Annotated in this window: 18 protein-coding genes; 8 read left to right on the forward strand and 10 right to left on the reverse strand. The window is 64.4% G+C overall.

From position 1 onward, the window contains the following. Window positions 1-153 precede the first annotated feature (153 nt). The 3 genes from efeU (at window position 154) to efeB (ending at window position 3697) form a co-directional block, all read left to right on the forward strand. The gene (gene efeU / locus HNP00_RS09630; RefSeq protein WP_184738392.1) at window positions 154-1029 is read left to right on the forward strand and encodes an iron uptake transporter permease EfeU; all 876 of its coding nucleotides are present in this window, start codon (window positions 154-156) and stop codon (window positions 1027-1029) included. A gap of 89 nt (window positions 1030-1118) precedes the next feature. Then, a complete protein-coding gene (efeO, locus tag HNP00_RS09635) occupies window positions 1119-2291 on the forward strand; it encodes an iron uptake system protein EfeO (protein ID WP_395893811.1) in 1173 nt (390 codons plus the stop codon). Next, a complete protein-coding gene (gene efeB / locus HNP00_RS09640) occupies window positions 2288-3697 on the forward strand; it encodes an iron uptake transporter deferrochelatase/peroxidase subunit (RefSeq protein WP_184738395.1) in 1410 nt (469 codons plus the stop codon). Before efeO ends, efeB begins: the two co-directional genes overlap by 4 nt. A 52-nt stretch (window positions 3698-3749) precedes the next feature. Here efeB and htpX read toward each other — a convergent pair whose 3' ends face one another. Further along, a complete protein-coding gene (gene htpX / locus HNP00_RS09645) occupies window positions 3750-4619 on the reverse strand; it encodes a zinc metalloprotease HtpX (RefSeq protein WP_184738397.1) in 870 nt (289 codons plus the stop codon). A gap of 133 nt (window positions 4620-4752) precedes the next feature. Beyond that, window positions 4753-6024: an MFS transporter gene (locus HNP00_RS09650; RefSeq protein WP_184738399.1), complete on the reverse strand. Its 1272-nt coding sequence runs from the start codon at window positions 6022-6024 to the stop codon at window positions 4753-4755. 128 nt (window positions 6025-6152) lie between these two features. Between HNP00_RS09650 and HNP00_RS09655 the strand changes: the two genes are divergently transcribed. The 5 genes from HNP00_RS09655 (at window position 6153) to HNP00_RS09675 (ending at window position 11071) form a co-directional block, all read left to right on the forward strand. Beyond that, on the forward strand, window positions 6153-6920 hold the full coding sequence (locus tag HNP00_RS09655) for a hypothetical protein (protein WP_260404882.1): 768 nt from the start codon (window positions 6153-6155) through the stop codon (window positions 6918-6920). Window positions 6921-6950: 30 nt separating this feature from the next. Continuing rightward, window positions 6951-7442, forward strand: coding sequence for a Fur family transcriptional regulator (locus tag HNP00_RS09660; RefSeq protein WP_184738401.1), 492 nt, complete (start codon window positions 6951-6953; stop codon window positions 7440-7442). Next, window positions 7439-8923 carry a catalase gene (locus HNP00_RS09665; RefSeq protein WP_184738403.1) on the forward strand — a complete coding sequence of 495 codons (1485 nt, stop codon included), beginning with the start codon at window positions 7439-7441 and terminating at the stop codon, window positions 8921-8923. The genes HNP00_RS09660 and HNP00_RS09665 overlap by 4 nt, the downstream gene beginning before the upstream one ends. 106 nt (window positions 8924-9029) lie before the next feature. Then, window positions 9030-10223, forward strand: a complete 1194-nt coding sequence (locus HNP00_RS09670) for a polysaccharide pyruvyl transferase family protein (protein WP_184738405.1) — start codon at window positions 9030-9032, stop codon at window positions 10221-10223. 212 nt (window positions 10224-10435) lie between these two features. Further along, window positions 10436-11071: a DUF2461 domain-containing protein gene (locus HNP00_RS09675; protein WP_184738408.1), complete on the forward strand. Its 636-nt coding sequence runs from the start codon at window positions 10436-10438 to the stop codon at window positions 11069-11071. 159 nt (window positions 11072-11230) lie between these two features. On the opposite strand, the gene HNP00_RS09680 is transcribed toward HNP00_RS09675, so the two are convergent. The 8 genes from HNP00_RS09680 to HNP00_RS09715 form a co-directional block, all read right to left on the reverse strand. Next, the gene (locus HNP00_RS09680) at window positions 11231-12811 is read right to left on the reverse strand and encodes an amino acid permease (protein WP_184738410.1); all 1581 of its coding nucleotides are present in this window, start codon (window positions 12809-12811) and stop codon (window positions 11231-11233) included. Window positions 12812-12923: 112 nt separating this feature from the next. Continuing rightward, window positions 12924-13340, reverse strand: coding sequence for a DUF779 domain-containing protein (locus HNP00_RS09685; RefSeq protein WP_184738412.1), 417 nt, complete (start codon window positions 13338-13340; stop codon window positions 12924-12926). Further along, window positions 13340-14362, reverse strand: a complete 1023-nt coding sequence (adhP, locus tag HNP00_RS09690; protein WP_184738415.1) for an alcohol dehydrogenase AdhP — start codon at window positions 14360-14362, stop codon at window positions 13340-13342. Before adhP ends, HNP00_RS09685 begins: the two co-directional genes overlap by 1 nt. A gap of 133 nt (window positions 14363-14495) precedes the next feature. Then, window positions 14496-16019 (reverse strand): aldehyde dehydrogenase family protein, encoded by a 1524-nt coding sequence (locus HNP00_RS09695; protein WP_184738417.1) that lies wholly within the window; start codon window positions 16017-16019, stop codon window positions 14496-14498. 105 nt (window positions 16020-16124) lie between these two features. Next, complete coding sequence (locus HNP00_RS09700) at window positions 16125-16733, reverse strand: hypothetical protein (RefSeq protein ID WP_311770543.1); 609 nt, start codon at window positions 16731-16733, stop codon at window positions 16125-16127. Window positions 16734-16816: 83 nt separating this feature from the next. After that, window positions 16817-18181 carry a GAF domain-containing protein gene (locus HNP00_RS09705; RefSeq protein ID WP_184738419.1) on the reverse strand — a complete coding sequence of 455 codons (1365 nt, stop codon included), beginning with the start codon at window positions 18179-18181 and terminating at the stop codon, window positions 16817-16819. 62 nt (window positions 18182-18243) lie between these two features. After that, on the reverse strand, window positions 18244-18876 hold the full coding sequence (locus tag HNP00_RS09710) for a bifunctional 4-hydroxy-2-oxoglutarate aldolase/2-dehydro-3-deoxy-phosphogluconate aldolase (protein ID WP_184738421.1): 633 nt from the start codon (window positions 18874-18876) through the stop codon (window positions 18244-18246). Continuing rightward, window positions 18869-20269, reverse strand: a complete 1401-nt coding sequence (locus HNP00_RS09715; protein WP_311770544.1) for a mannitol dehydrogenase family protein — start codon at window positions 20267-20269, stop codon at window positions 18869-18871. The genes HNP00_RS09710 and HNP00_RS09715 overlap by 8 nt, the downstream gene beginning before the upstream one ends. Window positions 20270-20309 lie beyond the last annotated feature (40 nt).

Below are 20309 nucleotides of genomic sequence, written 5' to 3' on the forward strand. Positions count from 1 at the left end.
AGAGCCAAAACCTGCGTGGCGTGACGACTTCGCTCATCGCACGCCGTAATTTTTCCGATAATTAGAACACGTTTTATTTGCGTAATCGCGTCAAACAGGTACTGTTCTTCCTTAGGCGAGCCTAAGTGTGGCTCCCCTAACGAAGGATTCCACATGACCGCCAACTTCCTGATCGGCCTGCGCGAAGGCCTTGAAGCCACACTCGTTGTTGTCCTACTCATGGCCTACTTGGTCAAGACCGGGCGCCGCTCCCTGCTCCCCCGGCTTTGGGCCGGGGTCGGAATCGCCGTGGCCGTGTCCATCGCCTTCGGTGCCCTGCTCACCTTCGGTCCGCAGGGGCTGACCTTCGCTGCGCAAGAGGCGATCGGCGGCGGATTGTCCATTGTCGCCGTCGCACTCGTCACCTGGATGGTCTTCTGGATGGCACGGACTGCCCGCAGCCTCGGCGGTGAGCTCAAGTCCCAGGTGGACAAAATGGCCGACGGCGCCGCGTGGGGTCTCGTGGTCGTGGCGGCCCTCGCGGTGGGCCGCGAAGGACTCGAGACGGCGCTGTTCCTCTGGGCCGCGGCCCAAGCGGCCGGTGAGTCAACGCAGCCCTTGATCGGCGCGTTGCTCGGCCTGGCCGTTGCCGCCGGGCTTGGATACCTGCTGCACCGCGGAGTCCTGAAGGTCAACCTCTCGCGCTTCTTCACGTGGACCGGAGTCGGCCTCATCGTGATCGCCGGCGGCGTACTCGCCTATGGCATCCACGACCTTCAGGAGGCTGGAATCCTGCCAGGGCTCCACAGCCTCGCCTTCGACGTCTCCGCCGCCATCCCGCCGTCGTCCTGGTACGGAACACTGCTGAAGGGCACCCTCAACCTGTCGCCCGCCACGACTTGGCTCGAAGCCGCAGCCTGGTTGCTGTACGTGATCCCGGTGCTCTACTTCTACATCCGAGCCAACAGCCCCGCACCGGCAAAGTCCTCGGCAAGCGACGCCACCGTCACGGACAGCGCCCGCGCTTCCCGGGCCGCCACCACCGCCTAACCGTTCCCGCACCCCCAAAACAGAAGGAAAACCCCATGCCCGGCACTCCCCTGCCCAAAATGAGCCTGCCCAAAATGAGCCTGCCCAAAATGGCTTCCCGTCACCGGAAGTCTCTCGCCCTTGTCGCCGCAGCCGCGGCCGTTCCCCTTGTACTCGCCGGGTGCACGGACAACGCAAAGCCTGCCGGTTCCAGCGCCTCCGCCGGACCGATCCAGGTCACCAGCACCAAGACCGAATGCAAGGTTTCCACCGGCAGCGTCCCCAGCGGCAACCTGAGCTTCGCGGTCAAGAACGATGGCACGGAAATCACCGAGTTCTATCTCCTCGCCGAGGACGGCCTGCGGATCGTTGGCGAAGTGGAGAACATCGGCCCCGGCCTGACCCGCAACTTGGTGGTCACTGCCCCGGCAGGCAAGTACACCACCGCGTGCAAGCCCGGCATGCAGGGCGACGGCATCCGCTCCGCCTTTGAGGTGACGGATTCCGGAAACAAGTCCGCCGTCGACGCCGATTTCCAGAAGCTCCTGGACACCGGCGTCCAACAGTACGCGGCATACGTCAAGGACCAGACCGAGCAGCTCGTGACCGGCACCAAGGCCTTCGCTGACGCCTACGCCGCAGGGGATGCTACAAAAGCGCGCGCCCTCTATGCTGCAACCCGCATGCACTGGGAGCGGATCGAACCCGTCGCGGAATCGTTCGGCGACCTGGACCCCAAGCTCGACGCCCGCGAAGCCGATCTTGAGCCAGGCCAGGAATGGACCGGCTGGCACCGCGCGGAGAAGGACCTGTTCCCGCCGACGGGTTACACCACGCTGACCGCCGCAGAGCGCGCCAAGATCGCCACACAACTCGTGGCTGACACCGAGGAGCTCAGCAAGCGCACCCGGACCGTGGAGCTCTCCGCAGACAAGCTCGGCAACGGCGCCAAGGAACTCCTGGACGAAGTCGCACGCGGCAAAGTCACGGGCGAGGAAGAAATCTGGTCCCACACGGACCTCTGGGATTTCCAGGCCAACGTCGACGGCGCGCGAATCGCCTTCGAAAACCTCAAGCCGGCGCTCGCGCAGAAGGACGCCGCCCTAGCCACGAGCCTCGACGAAAAGTTCGCAGCGTTGCAAGCCGAGCTCAAGAAGCACGCCAAGGGCGACGGTTTCGCGTACTACAACGAACTCAGCCCGGCTCAGGTCCAGCAGCTCGCCGCGCTCGTCGACGCCCTTGGAGAGCCACTGTCCAAGCTCACCTCAGCTGTGGTCCTGTGAGCGGCTGCCCTTTCGGCGGCAAGTCCCCTGACGCGCCCGACGGCGGCACCCAGCCTGCCCTCGGGTCCGCACCTGCCGCCGGTCCCGAGTCCGCGGCCGCGTCGGCACCCGCGTCCGACGTCGGATCCGCCAAGCCGGGCATGTCGCGTCGAGGTCTGCTTTCCCTCGCGGGCGTGGGCGGTGCCGGTGCCGTGGCAGGCCTTGCCGCCGGCTTCTTGAGCCATGATGCCGTAGCAGCCGTTGCGGCCCCGGCCAGCATGGCAAGCGATGTTGTTCCGTTCTACGGTGAACGCCAGGCAGGGATCGTCACGCCGGCCCAGGACCGCCTCCACATGGCCGCCTTCGACGTCACCGTTGAAGACCGGGCGGCGGTGATCAAACTCCTGAAGGACTGGACTGCCGCGGCCGAAGCAATGACCGCCGGCCGCACAACGGGCCGTACTGGCGCCGTCGACGGCCCGTACGGTGCTCCGCCGGAAGACACCGGCGAGGCCCTCGACCTCGCAGCCGGCAAGCTGACCCTGACCTTCGGATTTGGCCCGGGCCTCTTCGAAAAGGGCGGCAAGGCACGATTTGGCTTGGACGGACGCCGTCCCGACGCCCTGGTCGACTTGCCGCACTTCCCCGGCGACGCCCTTCAACCAGAACGTACCGGGGGTGACCTTGTGGTCCAGGCTTGCGCTGACGATCCCCAAGTTGCCGTGCATGCGATCCGCAACCTCGCCCGCATCGGCTTTGGCAAGGTCCGCGTCCGCTGGTCCCAGCTCGGCTTTGGCCGGACCTCGTCCACGTCGCGGGCCCAAACTACCCCACGCAACCTTTTCGGATTCAAGGACGGCACGGCCAACCTCAAGGCGGAGGAACCCACGCTGCTCGACCAGCACGTGTGGGCCACCGCCGGAAACCGTTCGGGCGAAGCCTGGATGGCTGGCGGCAGCTATCTCGTCTCCCGGCGGATCAGGATGCACATCGAGATCTGGGACCGAACTTCGTTGCGGGAACAGGAAGGACTGATCGGCCGCACCAAGGGTGCTGGAGCGCCCTTGTCCGGCGGGGAGGAATTCACGGCGCCCGACTTCGCGATCAAGGGCCGCGACGGCGAACCGTTGATCGCCGTCGATTCACACGTCCGCTTGGCGCACGCGGACCAGAACAACGGCGTGAAGATGCTCCGCCGCGGATACAACTACACCGATGGTTCGGACGGGCTCGGCCACCTCGACGCAGGACTGTTCTTCATCGCCTTCGTCAAGGACCCGCGGACGCACTACGTACCCATGCAGATGGCCATGGCAAAGAGCGACAAACTGGCCCTGGAGTACCTCAAGCACACCGGTTCCGGCCTGTTCGCCGTGCCCCCGGGCATCAAGGCGGGCGGCTTCATTGGTGAGGGCTTGTTCGCATGAAGCCGCCCGTCGTCGAACGCGGAACCAGTACGGTGACTTAAGGAACGGCTACCTAGGAAAGCGGCCGCCCGGCCATCCGCTCAAGCCGCTCGATACGCTCGCGCATGGGCGGGTGGGTTGCGAACAGCTTGGTCATGGCACCGCCGCGGAACGGGTTGGCAATCATGAGGTGCGAAGTATTCACGAGGCGCTGGTCCTGTGGCAACGGCACCTGCTTCACGCCTGCCTCGATCCTGCGCAGGGCTGAGGCGAGCGCCAGCGGATCGCCGGTGAGCTCGGCGCCGTCATGGTCGGCGTCGTACTCCCTGGTGCGCGAAATGGCGAGCTGGATCAGCGACGCGGCGAACGGCGCGAGGAGCGCCATGGCGATCATGGCAATCGGATTGGCGTTCCGCCGGTCCCCGCCGCCGAAGAACAGCAGCATCTGGCCCACCGAGGTAATGACGCCGGCGACGGCGGCCGCGATGGACGAGGTGAGGATGTCGCGGTTGTAGACGTGCATGAGTTCATGCCCGAGGACGCCGCGGAGCTCGCGGGCGTCGAGTAGGTTCAGGATGCCCGCGGTGCAGCACACGGCGGCATTCTTCGGATTGCGTCCCGTGGCGAAGGCATTAGGCGTCATGGTCGGCGAAATGTAGATCCGCGGCATAGGCTGGTTTGCCCGCACGGAGAGCTCCCGGACGATCTGGTACAGCTGGGGAGCCTGCGCTTCCGAAACCGGGTAGGCGGCCATGGAGCGGATGGCGATCTTGTCACTGTTCCAATATCCATAAGCCGTTGTCGCGATACCGATCAGGGCCATGATCCAGATGGGCGACGCGCTGCGGGTGCCCACACCGATCACGGCGCCAAGTCCGAGCAACACCGCCCAGAGCACGCCGAATAGCGCTGCGGTCTTCAGGCCATTGTGATGATTGTGCACTTCACTACTTTCTTGCAGTTTTCCCGCTGTTGTCCCGCGTTTCATGCTGGTTCTGTTCCGATTAACGCCGACGGCGGCCCGGACGTTCCTGCCGCCCGCGGCTGGTCGCCGGGTCGCGGAACGCGGCGCCGGGCTAGGGCACGGGGTGAACGGAGTCGTACTCGAGGAAGCCGCGCTGCCGGCGGGCCACGAGCCAGGCCAACATCGCGCACAGCACACCGCCAAGAAGCAGCACCCAGCCTTCACTGAGTGCTTTGGTGACGCCACCAGCGAGCATGTCCCCCACGCGCGGACCTCCGGCAACCACCACGATGAACACGCCTTGCAACCGTCCCCGCATGTGGTCCGGAGTGGCCGATTGCAGGATGGTGGTGCGGAAAACCGCGCTGACGGAGTCCGAGATGCCGGCGAAAGCACAACAGATGGCGGCAGGGATGATCCAAGGCGTCACGCCGTCACGCCCGGCATCGCCCGCGAGGACCACCACCAGGCCGAAGGCGGCGATGGACAAGCCCCAACCCGAGACTGACCACACCACCGCGCTGCCCTGGCGCCTCACCCTTCCCAAAGGTCCGGAGAACAGTCCCGCAAGGAAGGCGCCCACAGCTACGGAGGCAAGCAGCACGCCCACAGTGGTGTCACCACCCCCGATCATGGTGGCGCCGATGGCCGGCATGAGGGCGCGCGGCTGGGCGCAGATCATCGCGATGAGGTCGATGATGAAGGTCATGCGGAGGTTGGGCCGGGTGCCCAGGAAGCGGAAGCCCTCGACGACGGAGCGCAGGCCGGGTGCCGACGCGTTCTCGCCTGCGGGCAGAGGCGGAAGCTTGAATAGGCTCCACAGTGCGAAGGCAAAGCTGACGGCATCGATGGTGTAGGTCCAGCCAAAACCGCTCGACGCAACCAGCACACCAGCCAGCAAGGGGCCCGCCGTCATGGAAATGCCCATGTTGAGCATGCTCAGCGCGTTGGCCGCGGGCAGTAGCTCCTTGCGGACCAGCAAGGGAATAATGGCGCTGCGTGCGGGCCCGTTGATGCCTTGCGCTCCGCTTTGGATCGCAACGAGCGCAAACAAGATCCAGACATTGTTGAGTTGGAACCACGCTTGGAGTGCGAGGGCAACGCTGCAGGCCCACAAAACGAGGGAAGACGCGATCGCGACTTTCCGGCGGTCGTAGGCATCGGAAATGGCACCACCGAACAAGCCGGCGATCACCAGTGGAACCAGGGCAAAGACGCTGAGCAGGCCTACGTAGAGGCTCTGCTGGGTGATGCTGTAGACCTCGAGGCTGACGGCAACGAGCGTCAACTGGGATCCGATCATGGACACGGAAGACCCGAGCCACAAACGGCGGAATGCAGGGCTTTCGCGAAGGGGAGTCATGTCAGCGAGGAGTTTTGCCACCGTCCAACCCTACCCATCAGCGCGTTCGCCGACCCGGAGGCGAAGCGTCCCCCTTTCCGGAAGCGACGCGTCAGCCCGCCGGCGGTGCCCCGTGCTTGGTAGGGTCCGGAGTTGTGAAAGGAACCGGTTTGGGTTTGGGTTTGGAGCGGCGTCTCCTGTTCCGTTCGGGAATCTGGGAAATCGCGCGTCCGCGCACCCCCCTCACCGAGGGACATGTCCTTATCCGGCTCAGCGACCCGGCCACGCCGTTCGAGTCCGCTTCCGCGTCCGACTGGTTGTTTTGCCACACCGTCGCCCGCCACGCCTTGTCAGAGGTCCTCGGAAGTACCCGTTGCGCCCTCATGTTCGCGCATCGTTGGCACCCCCTCGGTGCCGCGATCGGCGAGCCGGTTGCCGAATCTTCCACGCCGACCTTCCATTTGTTCGGGCGTTGGGACGGAGAGCGTACGACGCCGGGAGGGCAGCTTGGGCTACCGGCCCACCGCCGTGTTGCTCCTGGACCATTGGTAGAACTCGACATCCGAATGCGGGGCGCCTTGCGCAGGGCAGCACAGTCGTCCTCGACGTCTGGGGCTCCCCTTGAACTGTTGCCCGCTCCGTTTCCGAGGGTCCGGAGCGGGGTCCCCGTTCACCCAGCCGGCGTCCGCCATACTGTGCTGGCTCCTGAGCCGGCTGTCGCTTCGATTGCTGACCTGACGCCGTCGGCCGTTCTTGCCCTGGGTGCAGCGGTGGAGCGCCTGCCTTCGGGAAGCGGAATCAGCGGATTCAGCTGTGTCGCCTCGGAAGGCGGCTCCGCCGGACTGGAGTTGCACGTGCTGGGACGCTCGGCCGCCGAAGCCGCCAATCCCCTCGAACGCCTGCTAAGTTCATCTGAAGTTAGCCTCGCCTTATTGTGAAGAACTCATAATAAGTGCTTCAATGGGGGTATGGCAGATCACACGGCAGACCAGGAAGCGTGGGCTTCCGCCCTGCATTCCCACGGACGCCGAGTGACCAAACAGCGTTTGGCGGTTCTCGCTGCCGTTCAGCACAACCCGCATTCCCCTGCCGAAGGCATCCTGGCTGCCGCGCGCAAGGATCTTCCCGAACTGACAGCGCAGTCTGTTTATGTGGTGCTGAGCGACCTCACGGACCTACAGATGCTGCGACGCTTCGAGCCGCCCCACTCCCCCGCGCTGTACGAGACGCGGGTGGGGGACAACCACCACCACGCCGTCTGCATCAGCTGCGGCCGGGTGGAGGACGTCGATTGCGCCGTAGGCCATGCTCCTTGCCTCACCCCGCACTGGGATGAGCACTCCAAACCCATGACCATCCAGATCGCAGATGTGCTGTACCAAGGCATCTGCCAGGACTGCCAGGCCAAACAACAGCTTCCTACTCAAACGCAAGTAACCCACGAAATAGGAGAACGATGACCGCGAACATTTCGACAACACAGTCGGGCGCACCCGTCACCTCGGATGCGCATTCCAAGTCCGTTGGCGCCGATGGTGCCATCATCCTGACCGACCACTACCTGGTGGAAAAGCTCGCACAGTTCAACCGCGAGCGCGTCCCGGAGCGTGTTGTCCACGCCAAGGGTGGCGGCGCTTTCGGTACTTTTAAGACTTCCTCGGACGTTTCGCAGTACACCAAGGCAGCCCTGTTCCAGCCCGGCGTCGAGACGGACATGCTCATCCGTTTCTCCTCCGTTGCAGGCGAGAACGGCTCCCCGGACACTTGGCGCGATCCCCGCGGTTTCGCCGTCAAGTTCTACACTTCCGAGGGCAACTACGACCTCGTGGGCAATAACACCCCGGTGTTCTTCATCCGCGACGGCATCAAGTTCCCGGACTTCATCCACTCCCAGAAGCGCCTCCCGGGCACCCACCTGCGCGACGCCGACATGCAGTGGGATTTCTGGACCCTCTCCCCCGAGTCCGCACACCAGGTCACCTGGCTCATGGGCGACCGTGGCCTGCCGGCCTCCTGGCGTGAAATGCAGGGCTACGGCTCGCACACGTACCAGTGGATCAACGCCGAGGGCGAGCGCTTCTGGGTCAAGTACCACTTCAAGTCCAACCAGGGCGTCAAGACCATCACCGGCGACCAGGCTGAAGAGCTTGCCGGCTCGGACGCGGACTTCTACATCCGCGACCTCCAGGAAAACATCGCTGCAGGCAACTTCCCGTCCTGGGAACTGCACGTCCAGGTCATGCCCTACGAGGACGCCAAGACGTACCGCTTCAACCCGTTCGACCTCACCAAGGTGTGGCCGCACGCGGACTACCCGCTGATCCACGTGGGCACCATGGAGCTCAACAAGAACCCGGAGAACTACTTCGCACAGATCGAGCAGGCCACCTTTGCGCCGTCGAACTTCGTTCCGGGTATCGCAGCCTCCCCTGACAAGATGCTGCAGGCCCGCATCTTCTCCTACGCTGACGCACACCGTTACCGGGTCGGCACCAACCACGCCCAGATCCCGGTGAACCAGCCGAAGAGCCAGGTCAACAACTACAGCCAGGACGGCGCGGGACGCTACCTGTTCAACGCTCCCTCGGTTCCGGTCTACGCGCCGAACTCCGTGGGCGGCCCGGCTGCCGTTGAACCGCAGAACCCGGCCGGTGGCTGGGAGAACGACGGCGAGCTGACGCTCTCCGCACACTCCCTGCACGCCGAGGACGGCGACTTCGTCCAGGCGGGCGCTCTTTACCGCGAGGTGTACGACGACGGCGCCAAGGCCCGTTTGCTGGACACCATCACGGGCGCTGTGGGCGGCGTCAAGAGCGCCGGCATCAAGGAACGCGCCATCCAGTACTGGACCAACGTCGACTCCGAACTCGGCGCCAAGCTCCGCGCCAACCTCGGTGCGGGCGAAGGCGAGTCGGCTGCAGAGGCAGCCAACAAGCTCTAACAACCGCCATCGGCCCCTGGCCACAACGAAACACCCCGCCACGGAACTTCCGTGGCGGGGTGTTCCACTTTCCGCCGGGACGGGGTTGCGCACTATAGTCGTGTAAATGAATTCGGGAATCATTTACCTCGTCGGCACATCCGGCCACCCTAACTTCGGCGACGAGTTCATTGCCGCTGCGTGGCTGAGACACCTCGCCGTGGCCCGGCCCGATGCCGATGTCTGGCTGGACAGCCCCCAGCCCGGCATGGCGCAGTTACTTTTTGAAGGCCTGCACCCCCGACTGCGGGTCACCAATACGCTCTGGCGTCTGGTGCACGAGAACGCAGAACTGCCCGCCGAAGTGGCCGCGAAGAACATCCGCGATCGAGTCACAGGCCTCGGCACTCCGGCTTACGATCTGGGCATTCTCAAGATGCGGGAAGCCGAGTCGCTCCACCTCATCGGGGGCGGTTACGTCAATGAAACCTGGCCTCACCACGCCGGCTTGGTTGTCGGCATGAGGGCCGTCGGCGAATTGACCGGCGCCCGGCTTTTCGCCACCGGACAAGGCCTCATGCCGGCTCTGTCGCCGGCCTTCGAGGAAACGCCTCTGTTCGGGGGGTTCAGCTATGCCCGTGCACGGGACGAGCCTAGCGCGGCGACGTACGGACTGGACCTCGGCCTCGACGATGCCTTCCTCGGCGCCGAGGCGGAAGTCGCCCGGGCCGACGCGGCCCCGGGGCTATACGTGTGTATCCAGAACGACATGGTGGATCCCGGACGGTTCGAGTCAGCCGTAGAGCTGGCCCGCGCCGAAGTCGAGCGGGCCATCAGTGAGGGCATCGACGCCTATTACGTCGAGGCCATCCCAGGCTTTGACCGGACCGCCTACGAGCGCCTGGCGGACCTCATCCCGGAGGAACGATTCGTGCCGTTCCTCCATGTCTGGACGCACGGCCTGCCGCTCTCCGACCAGCAAACCTGGGTCACCAGCCGTTTCCACCTCCACCTCTTGGCGGCAGCCGCCGGGGCGCGCGGCATTGCCGTGGGAATGAAGAAGGGCTACTACGATGTCAAACATGAATCAGTGACGGCGCTGGGCAGCGGATGGCCGCTGGCGCTGGACGGGGACAGCCCCGCCATGCCGACGCAGGCAGGTCCGATGGCGGCGAACCTGCCTGCACTCCTGGCCCGGAAGCGTTCCGAAGCAGAGAGCCTCTATCCGGCGGCCCCCGGCGAGCCGGCCCGGCCTGCCTCCAATACCGCCAAGCTTTTCAACCTTGCGTGGAGCGGAGTCCCACGCCGGTCCAGAGGCTAGGGCTGGCCGGGTCTGCCCGCCACCGCGTCTACCGCTGACGCTGCGGCCGCGGCAGGGCGGTGGCCCTTCTTTGCGAGCTGGATCTGTTCGTAGACATGGATCCAGGGGTGTGCCTCTCCGGGGCGGGTTCCACGGAGAGTTTTCCACGGGGTTTTCCACATAGCCGACAATGACTCTGGCTAGCCCGGCCATGTCATCCATAGGATCCTTTCATGAGCACATTTACCGGGATCCCCGCCGCCGCCATCGAGTTCTACGCCGAGCTTGAAGAGAACAACAACCGCGAATGGTGGCTGGCGCACAAGGACATCTACGACTCCGCTGTGAAAGAGCCATTGACGCTGTTACTGGAGGAGCTTGAGCCGCGGTTCGGGCCGGGGAAGATTTTCCGCCCTCATAGAGATGTCCGATTCTCCCAAGACAAATCCCCGTACAAGACCGCACAGGGAGCTTTTGCTGCCGACAAGGAGGGTGTGGGCTTCTACCTTCAGCTCAGTGCGGACGGGTTGCTGGTGGGCGGCGGATGCCACTCGCGCACCCCGGAGCAGATTGCCCGGTTCCGCGCCGCCACGGATGCCCCGGCCAGCGGAGAGGAACTCCAGAAAATCGTCGATGACATCGCCGCGGCCGGTTTCGCCGTGGAAGGCGAGAAACTCAAGACCGTGCCGCGCGGTTTCGACAAAGACCATCCGCGTGCCGAGCTCCTGAAGCACAAATCCCTGTCTGCCGGCGTGACCCTGGGGGAACCGGAATGGATGTCTCAGCCCTCAGCCAAGGAAGAGATCGCCCAGCGGTGGGAGGTACTGCGGCCGCTTGTGGATTGGGTCAACGAGCACGCAGCCCCCTAACCGTCGGAGCCGTAACCGTCGGAGCACTAACTGCTGGAGCCGTGACTGTGTGGAGGGACAGACGGCCCCCTCAAGACCTAGTGACGGGGTTCCCTGGGAACTGCGTCCTAAGCTCGAGGGGGCCGTGAGTCCAGCGGCAGAAATCACACCGGTCGCGGGTCAGACCTTGCTGAGGCTGTCCTCGTCGTCGCTGGAGTCGCTGGAATAGCCGGAACCAGTTGAATCGCTCGGGTTGGTGCTGTTGCCGGAGACCGCGGCCTTCGCCGAGGCGAACTTCTCGTTCAGGCGGGAGTGGCGCTGGCCGTAGGCAAAGTAGATGGCGAGTCCGATTGCCATCCAGATGGCGAAAAAGATCCAGGTTTCCACGGCCAGATTCGTCATCAGGTAGAGGCACAGCACGGCCGAAATCACCGGGAGCACCTTGCCGAACGGAACCCGGAAAGCCGGCTTCAGATCCGGGCGCTTCTTACGCAGGACCAGGATGCCCAGGCTCACCATGACGAAGGCGGAGAGCGTGCCGATGTTGATCATTTCCTCAAGGAGATCCACATTGGTCAGGCCGGCCACGATCGCCACGGCTGCACCACAAATAATCTGGAGACGGACCGGCGTCGAACGCTTGTCGCTCGTCTTGGATAGCGAGCGCGGGAGCAAACCGTCGCGGCTCATGGCCAGGACCACGCGGGCCAAGCCCATGAGCAACACCATGATGACGGTGGTCAAACCGATCAGGGAACCGAAGGCAATGACCTTGGCCGCATCGGTGTTTCCAACAGCCTCGAAAGCCGTGGTCAGGGTGGGGCTCTTGGCTTCTGCCAATTGCGTGTAGGACACCATGCCGGTCAGGGCCAAGGAGACCAGGATGTAAAGCAGCGTCACGAGCGCCAGTCCGCCGAAGATGCCCCGGGGCAGGGTCTTCTGCGGATTCTTGACCTCTTCCGCGGATGTGGCAACCACGTCGAAGCCGATGAACGCAAAGAAGACCAAAGCTGCGCCGGCAAAAATGCCCAGTGTTCCGTACTGCGCCGGAACCGCACCGGTGAGGAAGCCGAAGAAGGACTGCTTCATGACATCCGCACCGTCGGTGCCACCAGTAGGCTGCGATGCCGGGACAAAGGGCGTGTAGTTCGAGAATTTCACGTACGTGAAGCCCACGACGATGACGAACAGCACCACGGCGATCTTGATCAACGTGAAGATGTTGCCCACGCGGGCGGACAGCTTGGTGCCGAGCACCAAGAGAACCGTGAAGATCGCGACAATGAGGAACGCGCCCCAGTAGAGGTCAACGCCTGCAATGTTCAGGGCCGGTGGCATATCTACGCCCATGAGTCCGAACACCTTGCTCAAGTAGATGCCCCAGTACTTGGCGATGACCGCGGCAGCAGTGAAGAGCTCAAGAATGAGGTTCCAGCCAATGATCCAGGCCAGGACTTCACCCATGGTGGCGTAGGTGAAAACGTAGGCGGACCCGGCGACCGGGATGGCGGTGGCGAATTCCGCGTAGCACATGATGGCCAGGGCGCACGTGACGGCTGCGACGGCGAAGGAAATCGTCACGGCAGGGCCGGCAAAGTTTGCGGCGGCCTTGGCGCCGACGGAGAAGATCCCGGCGCCGACAGCGACGGCAACGCCCATGATCATCAGATCCCAGGTGCTGAGGGAACGCTTGAGCTTGCGTCCGGGTTCATCGGCGTCCGCAATGGACTGCTCGATTGACTTGGTCCGGAAGAGGTTCATAGAAGAGTCCACAATCTTGATGGGGTGTTTGAAACAGACTCATCAAGGGTAGTGTCCAAGCAATGGACTCTCACATTTGTCCCAAATCGTGAGACGCGAGAACTGCTCAGCCTCAGAGTCTGGGGACGTCCCTGTCCATCAACGTGGAGCGGATGAGGAAGCGTTTGCCCTCCGGCGACTCCACTGAGAAGCCACTCCCCCGGCCAGCCACTACGTCCACCGTCAGGTGGGTGTGGGACCAGTAATTGAACTGTTCCCGGGACATCCAGAACTCCAAAGGCTGGGGCCCGTCATCGTCCCCTAAGTCGAAAAGGCCGAGCAAAACGTCCGAATCTCCTGTAATGAATTCCCCCGCCGGATAGCACATGGGCGAGGAACCGTCACAGCAACCACCGGACTGGTGGAACATGAGCGGCCCATGCTGCTCCCATAACTTCTTGAGCAAGTCGATGGAATCGGCGGTGAGCGCCACCCGGGAAAAGTCTTCCCCGGGCAGCGTCACGGCGGCGTCAAGCCTGTTGCGAGGCATTAGAACCTCAGCACCACACGGCCATCGATCTTGGCATGCTTCATCTCATCAAAGACCGCGTTGACCTCGGAGAGCTCACGTGTGGACACGGTCGGGTGGATCTTGCCCTGCGCGTAGAAGTCTAGCGCCTCCTCCAGGTCCTGCCTCGTTCCGACGATCGAGCCGCGGACGGTCAGGCCCTTGAGCACGATCTCGAAGATCGGTGCAGGGAAGTCTCCCGGAGGTAGTCCGTTGAAGACGATGGTCCCACCGCGCCGGGCCATGCCGATCGCCTGCCCGAAGGCCGACGGGTGCACTGCCGTGACCAGGACGCCGTGGCAGCCCCCGGTTTCGCGCTGAATGACTTCCGCAGGATCCTCGTGCAGTGCGTTGACCGTGAGCTCGGCACCGTGCTTTTTGGCGAGAGCAAGCTTGTCGTCGGCGATGTCCACTGCCGCAACGCGCAGGCCCATGGCCACCGCGTACTGGACTGCGATGTGCCCCAGGCCGCCGATGCCGGAAATGGTGACCCATTGGCCCGGCTTGGCCTCGGTCATCTTCAGTCCCTTATAGACGGTGACTCCGGCGCACAGCACCGGGGCGACCTCCACAGGGTCCGAACCCGCCGGAATCCTTGCGGCGAACCGGCTGTCCACCAGCATGTACTCCCCGAACGAGCCATCCACACTGTAGCCCGCGTTCTTCTGGGCCTCGCACAGCGTCTCCCAGCCGGTGCGACAGTACTGGCAGTCGCCACAGGCGGACCAGAGCCAGGCATTGCCCACGAGGTCCCCGACCGCCAGGTCGGTGACGCCTTCACCGAGGGCCACCACTTCGCCCACCCCTTCATGGCCAGGCACGAACGGCGGTGAGGGCTTGACCGGCCAGTCGCCCTCCGCCGCGTGCAGGTCTGTGTGGCAAACGCCGCTGGTGATGACCTTGACCAGCGCTTCTCCTCGGCCAGGAGTAGGAATGGGGAGGGACTGGATCTGAAGGTCTTTTCCGAAATCAGTTACTACGGCTGCTTGCATTGTCGTCGTCATTGGCGAAATCCTTGCGTCGTTAGAGGGTTCCAAGTGCTGAGATATGGGATGCTGCTGCTCTGCTGAGGGGTAGCCAGGGTTGATCGGTGGGGAGTGATCTGTGCTGATCGCTCCCCACCGGGTTTAGCTCGGCTTAGAAGAAGCCGAGCTTGTTCTCGTTGTAGCTGACCAGAAGATTCTTGGTCTGCTGGTAGTGGTCCAGCATCATGGCGTGGTTCTCGCGTCCGATGCCGGAGGACTTGTATCCGCCAAACGCGGCACCGGCCGGGTAGGCATGGTAGTTGTTGACCCAGACGCGGCCGGCCTGGATTTCCCGCCCTGCCCGGTAGGCGACGTTCCCGTTGCGGGACCAGACACCGGCGCCGAGTCCGTAAAGGGTGTCGTTGGCGATGCCGATGGCGTCGTTGTAGTCGCTGAACTTCGTCACGGACACCACCGGGCCGAAGATCTCCTCCTGGAAGATCCGCATCCGGTTGTGACCCTCGAAAATGGTCGGCTGGACGTAGTAGCCGCCGGCCAGGTCACCGTCGAGCTGGGCCCGGGCACCGCCGGTGAGGACCTTGGCGCCCTCCTGCTTTCCAATGTCGATGTAGGAGAGGATCTTCTCCAGCTGGTCGTTGGAGGCCTGGGCCCCGATCTGGGTATCGGTGTCCAGCGGGTTGCCCTGGATGATCTTGTTGGTGCGGGTCACAGCATCGGCCATGAAGGAGTCGTAGATGCCTTCCTGGACCAGGGCGCGGGAGGGGCAGGTGCAGACTTCGCCCTGGTTGAAGGCGAAGAGGGTGAAGCCTTCCTGGGCCTTGTCGTAGAACGCGTCGTTCTGCGCGGCGACGTCGTCGAAGAAGATGTTCGGGCTCTTGCCGCCCAGTTCAAGAGTCACCGGGATCAGGTTCTGGGACGCGTACTGGCTGATCAGGCGGCCCGTTGTCGTCTCGCCGGTGAAAGCGATCTTGCGGATCCGGGGGCTGGATGCCAGCGGTTTGCCGGCTTCGACGCCGAAACCGTTGACCACGTTGACCACACCGGCGGGCAGCAGGTCGCTGATCAGTTCCATCAGGACCAGGATGGAGGACGGGGTCTGCTCGGCCGGCTTGAGGACGACGGCGTTGCCCGCGGCAAGTGCCGGGGCGAGCTTCCAGACGGCCATGAGGATCGGGAAGTTCCACGGGATGATCTGGCCCACGACGCCCAGCGGCTCGCGGAAGTGGTACGCCGTGGTGTCCTCGTCGAGCTGGGACAGGTGGCCTTCCTGTGCACGGATGGCGGAGGCGAAGTAGCGGAAGTGGTCCGCTGCCAGGGGAATGTCCGCGTTCAGGGTTTCCCGGACGGGCTTGCCGTTATCCCAGGTCTCGGCAACGGCCAGCAGCTCGACGTTTTCATCGATTCGGTCGGCGATCTTGTTCAGGATCGCGGCGCGTTCCGTCGCGGAGGTCTTACCCCAGGACGGAGCCACCTTGTGTGCGGCGTCGAGGGCCAGCTCGATGTCCTCGGCCGTGCCCCGTGCAACCTCGCAGAAGGCCGTCCCGGTCACCGGGGTGATGTTCTCGAAGTACTGCCCCTTGACCGGGGCAACCCACTCTCCGCCGATCCAGTTCTCGTAACGGTCCTTGAACGTGACCTTCGACCCCTCGGCACCCGGCTGTGCATAAACAGTCATCTGTAGCTCCTTTGCTCCGCATGATGGTGGCTTTGCTGTGCCTTCAGCGTAGGAGCGGGGAGGTTGCAAGCAGGTTGCAACCTTGTGGGCTAGATCACTTGCAGCCTAGAGACCCGCGGGAAAAGCGTACGAGCTAGGAATCGGGGAGGGCGCCGCACCGAAGGACAGCACTATCTCGTCATGAGCCTTCAGGACCACATCGGTCACAGGAGCATTTTGCTTTGTCCCGTTCACGTAGGCGGTCCAGCCACCGGTTCCGCCATGCGGCGCTCCGGTGGCGTCCTTACCGTCCAAGACTCCCCATTCGGTCAAGACTTGGCCGAGCGTGTACTTCAGTCCGGCCGTGGGCGCCTCGATATGGAGGATGCCGGATGTGTCGTGGGTGTGCAGGGCCGAAATTCCGTTCGGCTGGCCGTCGGCTCCGAAACTGAAGCCGATCTCAGCCGGGACGGTGACCGGTTTGCCGTCGACAAGGACGTCCAGATGGGCGTGGTAATGCTCGGCCGTGCCCTCGGCCGTGAGAATGTCCAAGCCGGCGGCCTTGATCCTCTGGGCGCCCGTTGCGGGATCGAGGTCCCAGCCAGCGGCACCCGTAGTGGCCAATGCAGAAGCCGTTGCCGATGACGGCACTGTTTGGGCAGGTGCCCCGCAGGCGGTGGCTCCGACAAGGAGTCCGGATACGGTCAGGGCGACGGCAAGGCGCTTTTTCAACACGGAGGAAGCTTCTTTCGTTTGGCTCGCTCTTACGATACGGGCCGAAACTCCGTATTTCCCGAGTGCCACGCGATAGGCCGGCGTCAGGCCGACAGTTCGCTTTCCAAGCGTTCAAGATCGGCGACGACGGCTGCCCGCTTGGGCGAGCGCGGCGGCAGGAGCTTGAGGGCGGCAAGCCGGACATCGACGTCGTTCTTCGCCTCAGGCAGCCCCGCATACTTGAGCAGCGCCTCGGCACTGCCGTCGTTGAGGACCGCTTCGCGCAAGAGCGCGGAGACTCTCTGGCGGAGCTCCACAATTCCGGGAGCTTCCGAATGCGGCAGGACGGCACCTTTGTAGATCTCCAAGGCGATGCGGTGGGCGCCCCGCCGCAGGCAGGAGAGAACTTGGGCGGCGTCCTGGCCGAGGTCGATGGGGAGCCGGTACGGCCGGGATTCCGGGACTGCCGCAGGATCAAGCTCATGGAGCACTTTGCGCAGGCGCACCATTTCGGCCCGGAGGGTGACGCTGGAACCATCTCCCGGATACAGCGCCAGGGCGAGTTCCTCGGCGCTGAGCCCGTCTGGACGGGTGCCCAGCAATGCCAGGATCTCGCTGTGCCTGGCGGACAGCGGAATACTGCGCCCTCCGATGCTCAACAATGCCTGGTCACGGCCCAGCAGCTGGAGGCTGTTCCGGTACAGACCGGTGCCCTGCCGCGAGCCGACGGCGAAAGGCGAGTTCCGGCGTCGGGCCGGCACGGCGTGTTTGATGGCCGCGAGTTGCAGCCTTTCCACGCGCAATTGGGCCTGCGCCGCCGCCACGGTTGCTTCAACAAGGGAGAGTGTGTGGGGTGCGACGGCGGCTTCCGTGCCGGTGATGTCGACGACGCCCAGGACGGCTCCGGAGTCAGGGTCGTGGAAGGGCACCGCGGTGCAGCTCCACGGGTGGACCGAGCGTTTGTAGTGCTCAGCGCCGGAGATCTGGATGCCGCGACCCAAGGCGAGCGCGGTGCCCGGTGCGCTCGTGCCGACGGCTGCCTCGGACCAGTCCGCGCCTGCTACGAACATCATGCCCTCGGCGCGGCGCCTCATCGCAGGATTTCCGTCCACCCACAGCAGCCGGCCAAGCTCGTCCCCCACGGCCACCAGCAGTCCGCTTTCGTAGCTGGGCTGGATGAGGAGCTTCTGGATGACAGGCATGATGATGGCAAGCGGGTGTTGGCGGCGGTATTCCTCAAGCTCGTCGAAGTCCATGGCCACGGGAGCTTCGGGCTGGTCCGGGTTCGCCTTAAGCCGCGCGGATCTCGCCCAGGATTCCTTGATCAGGCGGCGCAACCCGGGAAGCTCCGTCGCGTCGGGAGGCCCAAAGCGCCACGAATCCAGTTGCTCGTGCCCCGCGCGGGCATGGCGCTGCAGCAGCTCCGCGGCGTCGCCGGCCGAAGCTGCCGGATGGATCGGATTCTTCATCGAACTCCCATGACTGGGCGCAGCACAGTACCGGCCAGTCTAGTTGCGAGCCGAGGTTTTGCCTATGGGGAGACGGCGAGGGCAGCCGCCTGTTGGGCGAGCTCGGTGATGCGCTGCCAGTCGCCGTTTTCGATGGCGTCGCTGGGTGTCAACCAGCTGCCTCCGACGCAGGACACATTGGGCAGCTTCAGATAGTCCGGCGCTGAGGCCAGGCTGATGCCGCCGGTGGGGCAAAACTGCACTTGCGGGATGGGAGCTCCGATAGCCGCGAGGTACTTGGGACCACCGGCCGGACCCGCCGGGAAGAACTTCATGGCATGGAGTCCCCGCTCCAGCACGGCCATGACTTCGCCGACAGTGGCGACTCCGGGCAGCACCGGGACGTCAAGGGTGAGCATGTGCCCAAGAAGCGCGGGGGTGACTCCGGGGCTGACAAGGAACTGCGCGCCGGCAGATACCACGGCGTCGGCCTGGCCTGGAGTGAGGACCGTGCCGGCACCCAGCAGGATGTCCGGTACTTCCTCGGCGATGAGTTTGAGCGATTCGAGGGCGCTCTCCGTGCGGAGCGTCAGTTCGATGATCCGGACGCCGCCGTCTGCCAGCGCGCGGGCCACCGGCACGGCATGCCTCGGATCGTCGATGGTGACCACGGGAATGACAGGTGAAGTGCGCAGGATGTGTGTGGCGTCAGCCATGGTGGATCTCGTTTCTCAGGCCGTCGGGCCCGTGGTTGTCGATGATGCGGTACCAATGCGTGAGCAAATCGGCGAATCCGGGCCGGTCAGCCACATCGGCGTCGAAGATGCTGCGGCAGCCAAGAAGGGCCGGAACTACGGTGGCTGCCGTCCGTCTGGACGGAAGTGCCGCATGCAGCTCCGCGGCTAGCGGGTCGTCCAGGCGGCCTGCCGAGGTGGTGGCAACGTGCCGCATCCACGCCGCAACCGCGAGGGCAGCCCACCGCGGTTCGCGGCCGGCGTCGAAGTTTCCCCGGACCGTGCTCAGCAACCGCAGGCCGATCTTTTGGGAGCCGTCGCTGCCAACTTTGGCGGTGGTGTGCCCGAGAGCGGGATTGGCGAAACGGCCCAGCACCTGCGCGCAGTAGGTCTCGCCGTCAAGCCCGACGGGCAGCGTGATGGTGGGGAGCACGTCTTCGCTCATCATTCGGCTGCACGCGGCGAGGAAGGCGTCCTCCCCCACCGCATCGCTGATGGTCGTCTTGCCCGAGGCCAACCCCAGGTACGCGAGCATGGAGTGGCTGGCGTTCAGGAGACGCAGCTTTGCGGCTTCCCAAGCGGCGACGTCGGTGCTGAAGAGGGCACCGGCGTCTTCCCACCTAGGCCGGCGGGATGCGAAATTGTCCTCGATGACCCACTGCTGGAACGGTTCGGCCACCACAGCAGCCTCGTCCCGCAGGCCCAGTTCACGTTCGACGGCGTCAAGGTCACCCCGGGTAGTTGCCGGGACCATCCTGTCCACAATGGTGTTCGGGAAGGTCACGTTCATTTCCAACCATGACATCAGCGGACCCGACTCGACTGAAGGCAGCGCGGCGGCAAACGCGTGCACCAGCTTCCTGGTCAGCTCCCCATTGCCAGGAAGGTTGTCGCAAGAGACCACCGTGATGGGCCCTGCATCAGTTCGTGAGCGCTGCTGGAGTCCCCGCGTGATCTGGCCGATGGCCGTGAGCGGAGGACGTCCAGCGAGATCCGATTGGACATGCTCATCCGCCGCGTTCAACCCTCCGGTGCGGGGATCGATCCTGTATCCCTTCTCGGTGATCGTCAGCGTGACCACCTTGGTAGTTTCCGAAGCTATGCGCTCGGCAACTGTCCCGGGGTTGTCCCTCCCGGAAAGGGCTTCGGTGACGCTGGAGACAATCCGAAGGGGCGCCGCACCACTGCCCCTCTCGGTCACAGTGAACAGGCCGTCCTGAGGTGCCAACTGCCGCGCGACGGCATCAGAACGCTGGGTGAATCCGACAATCCCCCACTCAGGCTCGCCGGTTGCCGCCATGGCCCGCTCGGTGAAAACAGCGGTGTGCGCCCGGGCGAAGGCGCCCAGGCCGAGGTGGACGATGCCAGGCTTCACAGCCCCCGCGGGGAACAGCGGCTGGGAACCTTCGCGGGAG

Origin of the sequence: Arthrobacter sp. AZCC_0090, from assembly GCF_014207375.1 — a bacterium.
GTDB lineage: Bacteria > Actinomycetota > Actinomycetes > Actinomycetales > Micrococcaceae > Arthrobacter.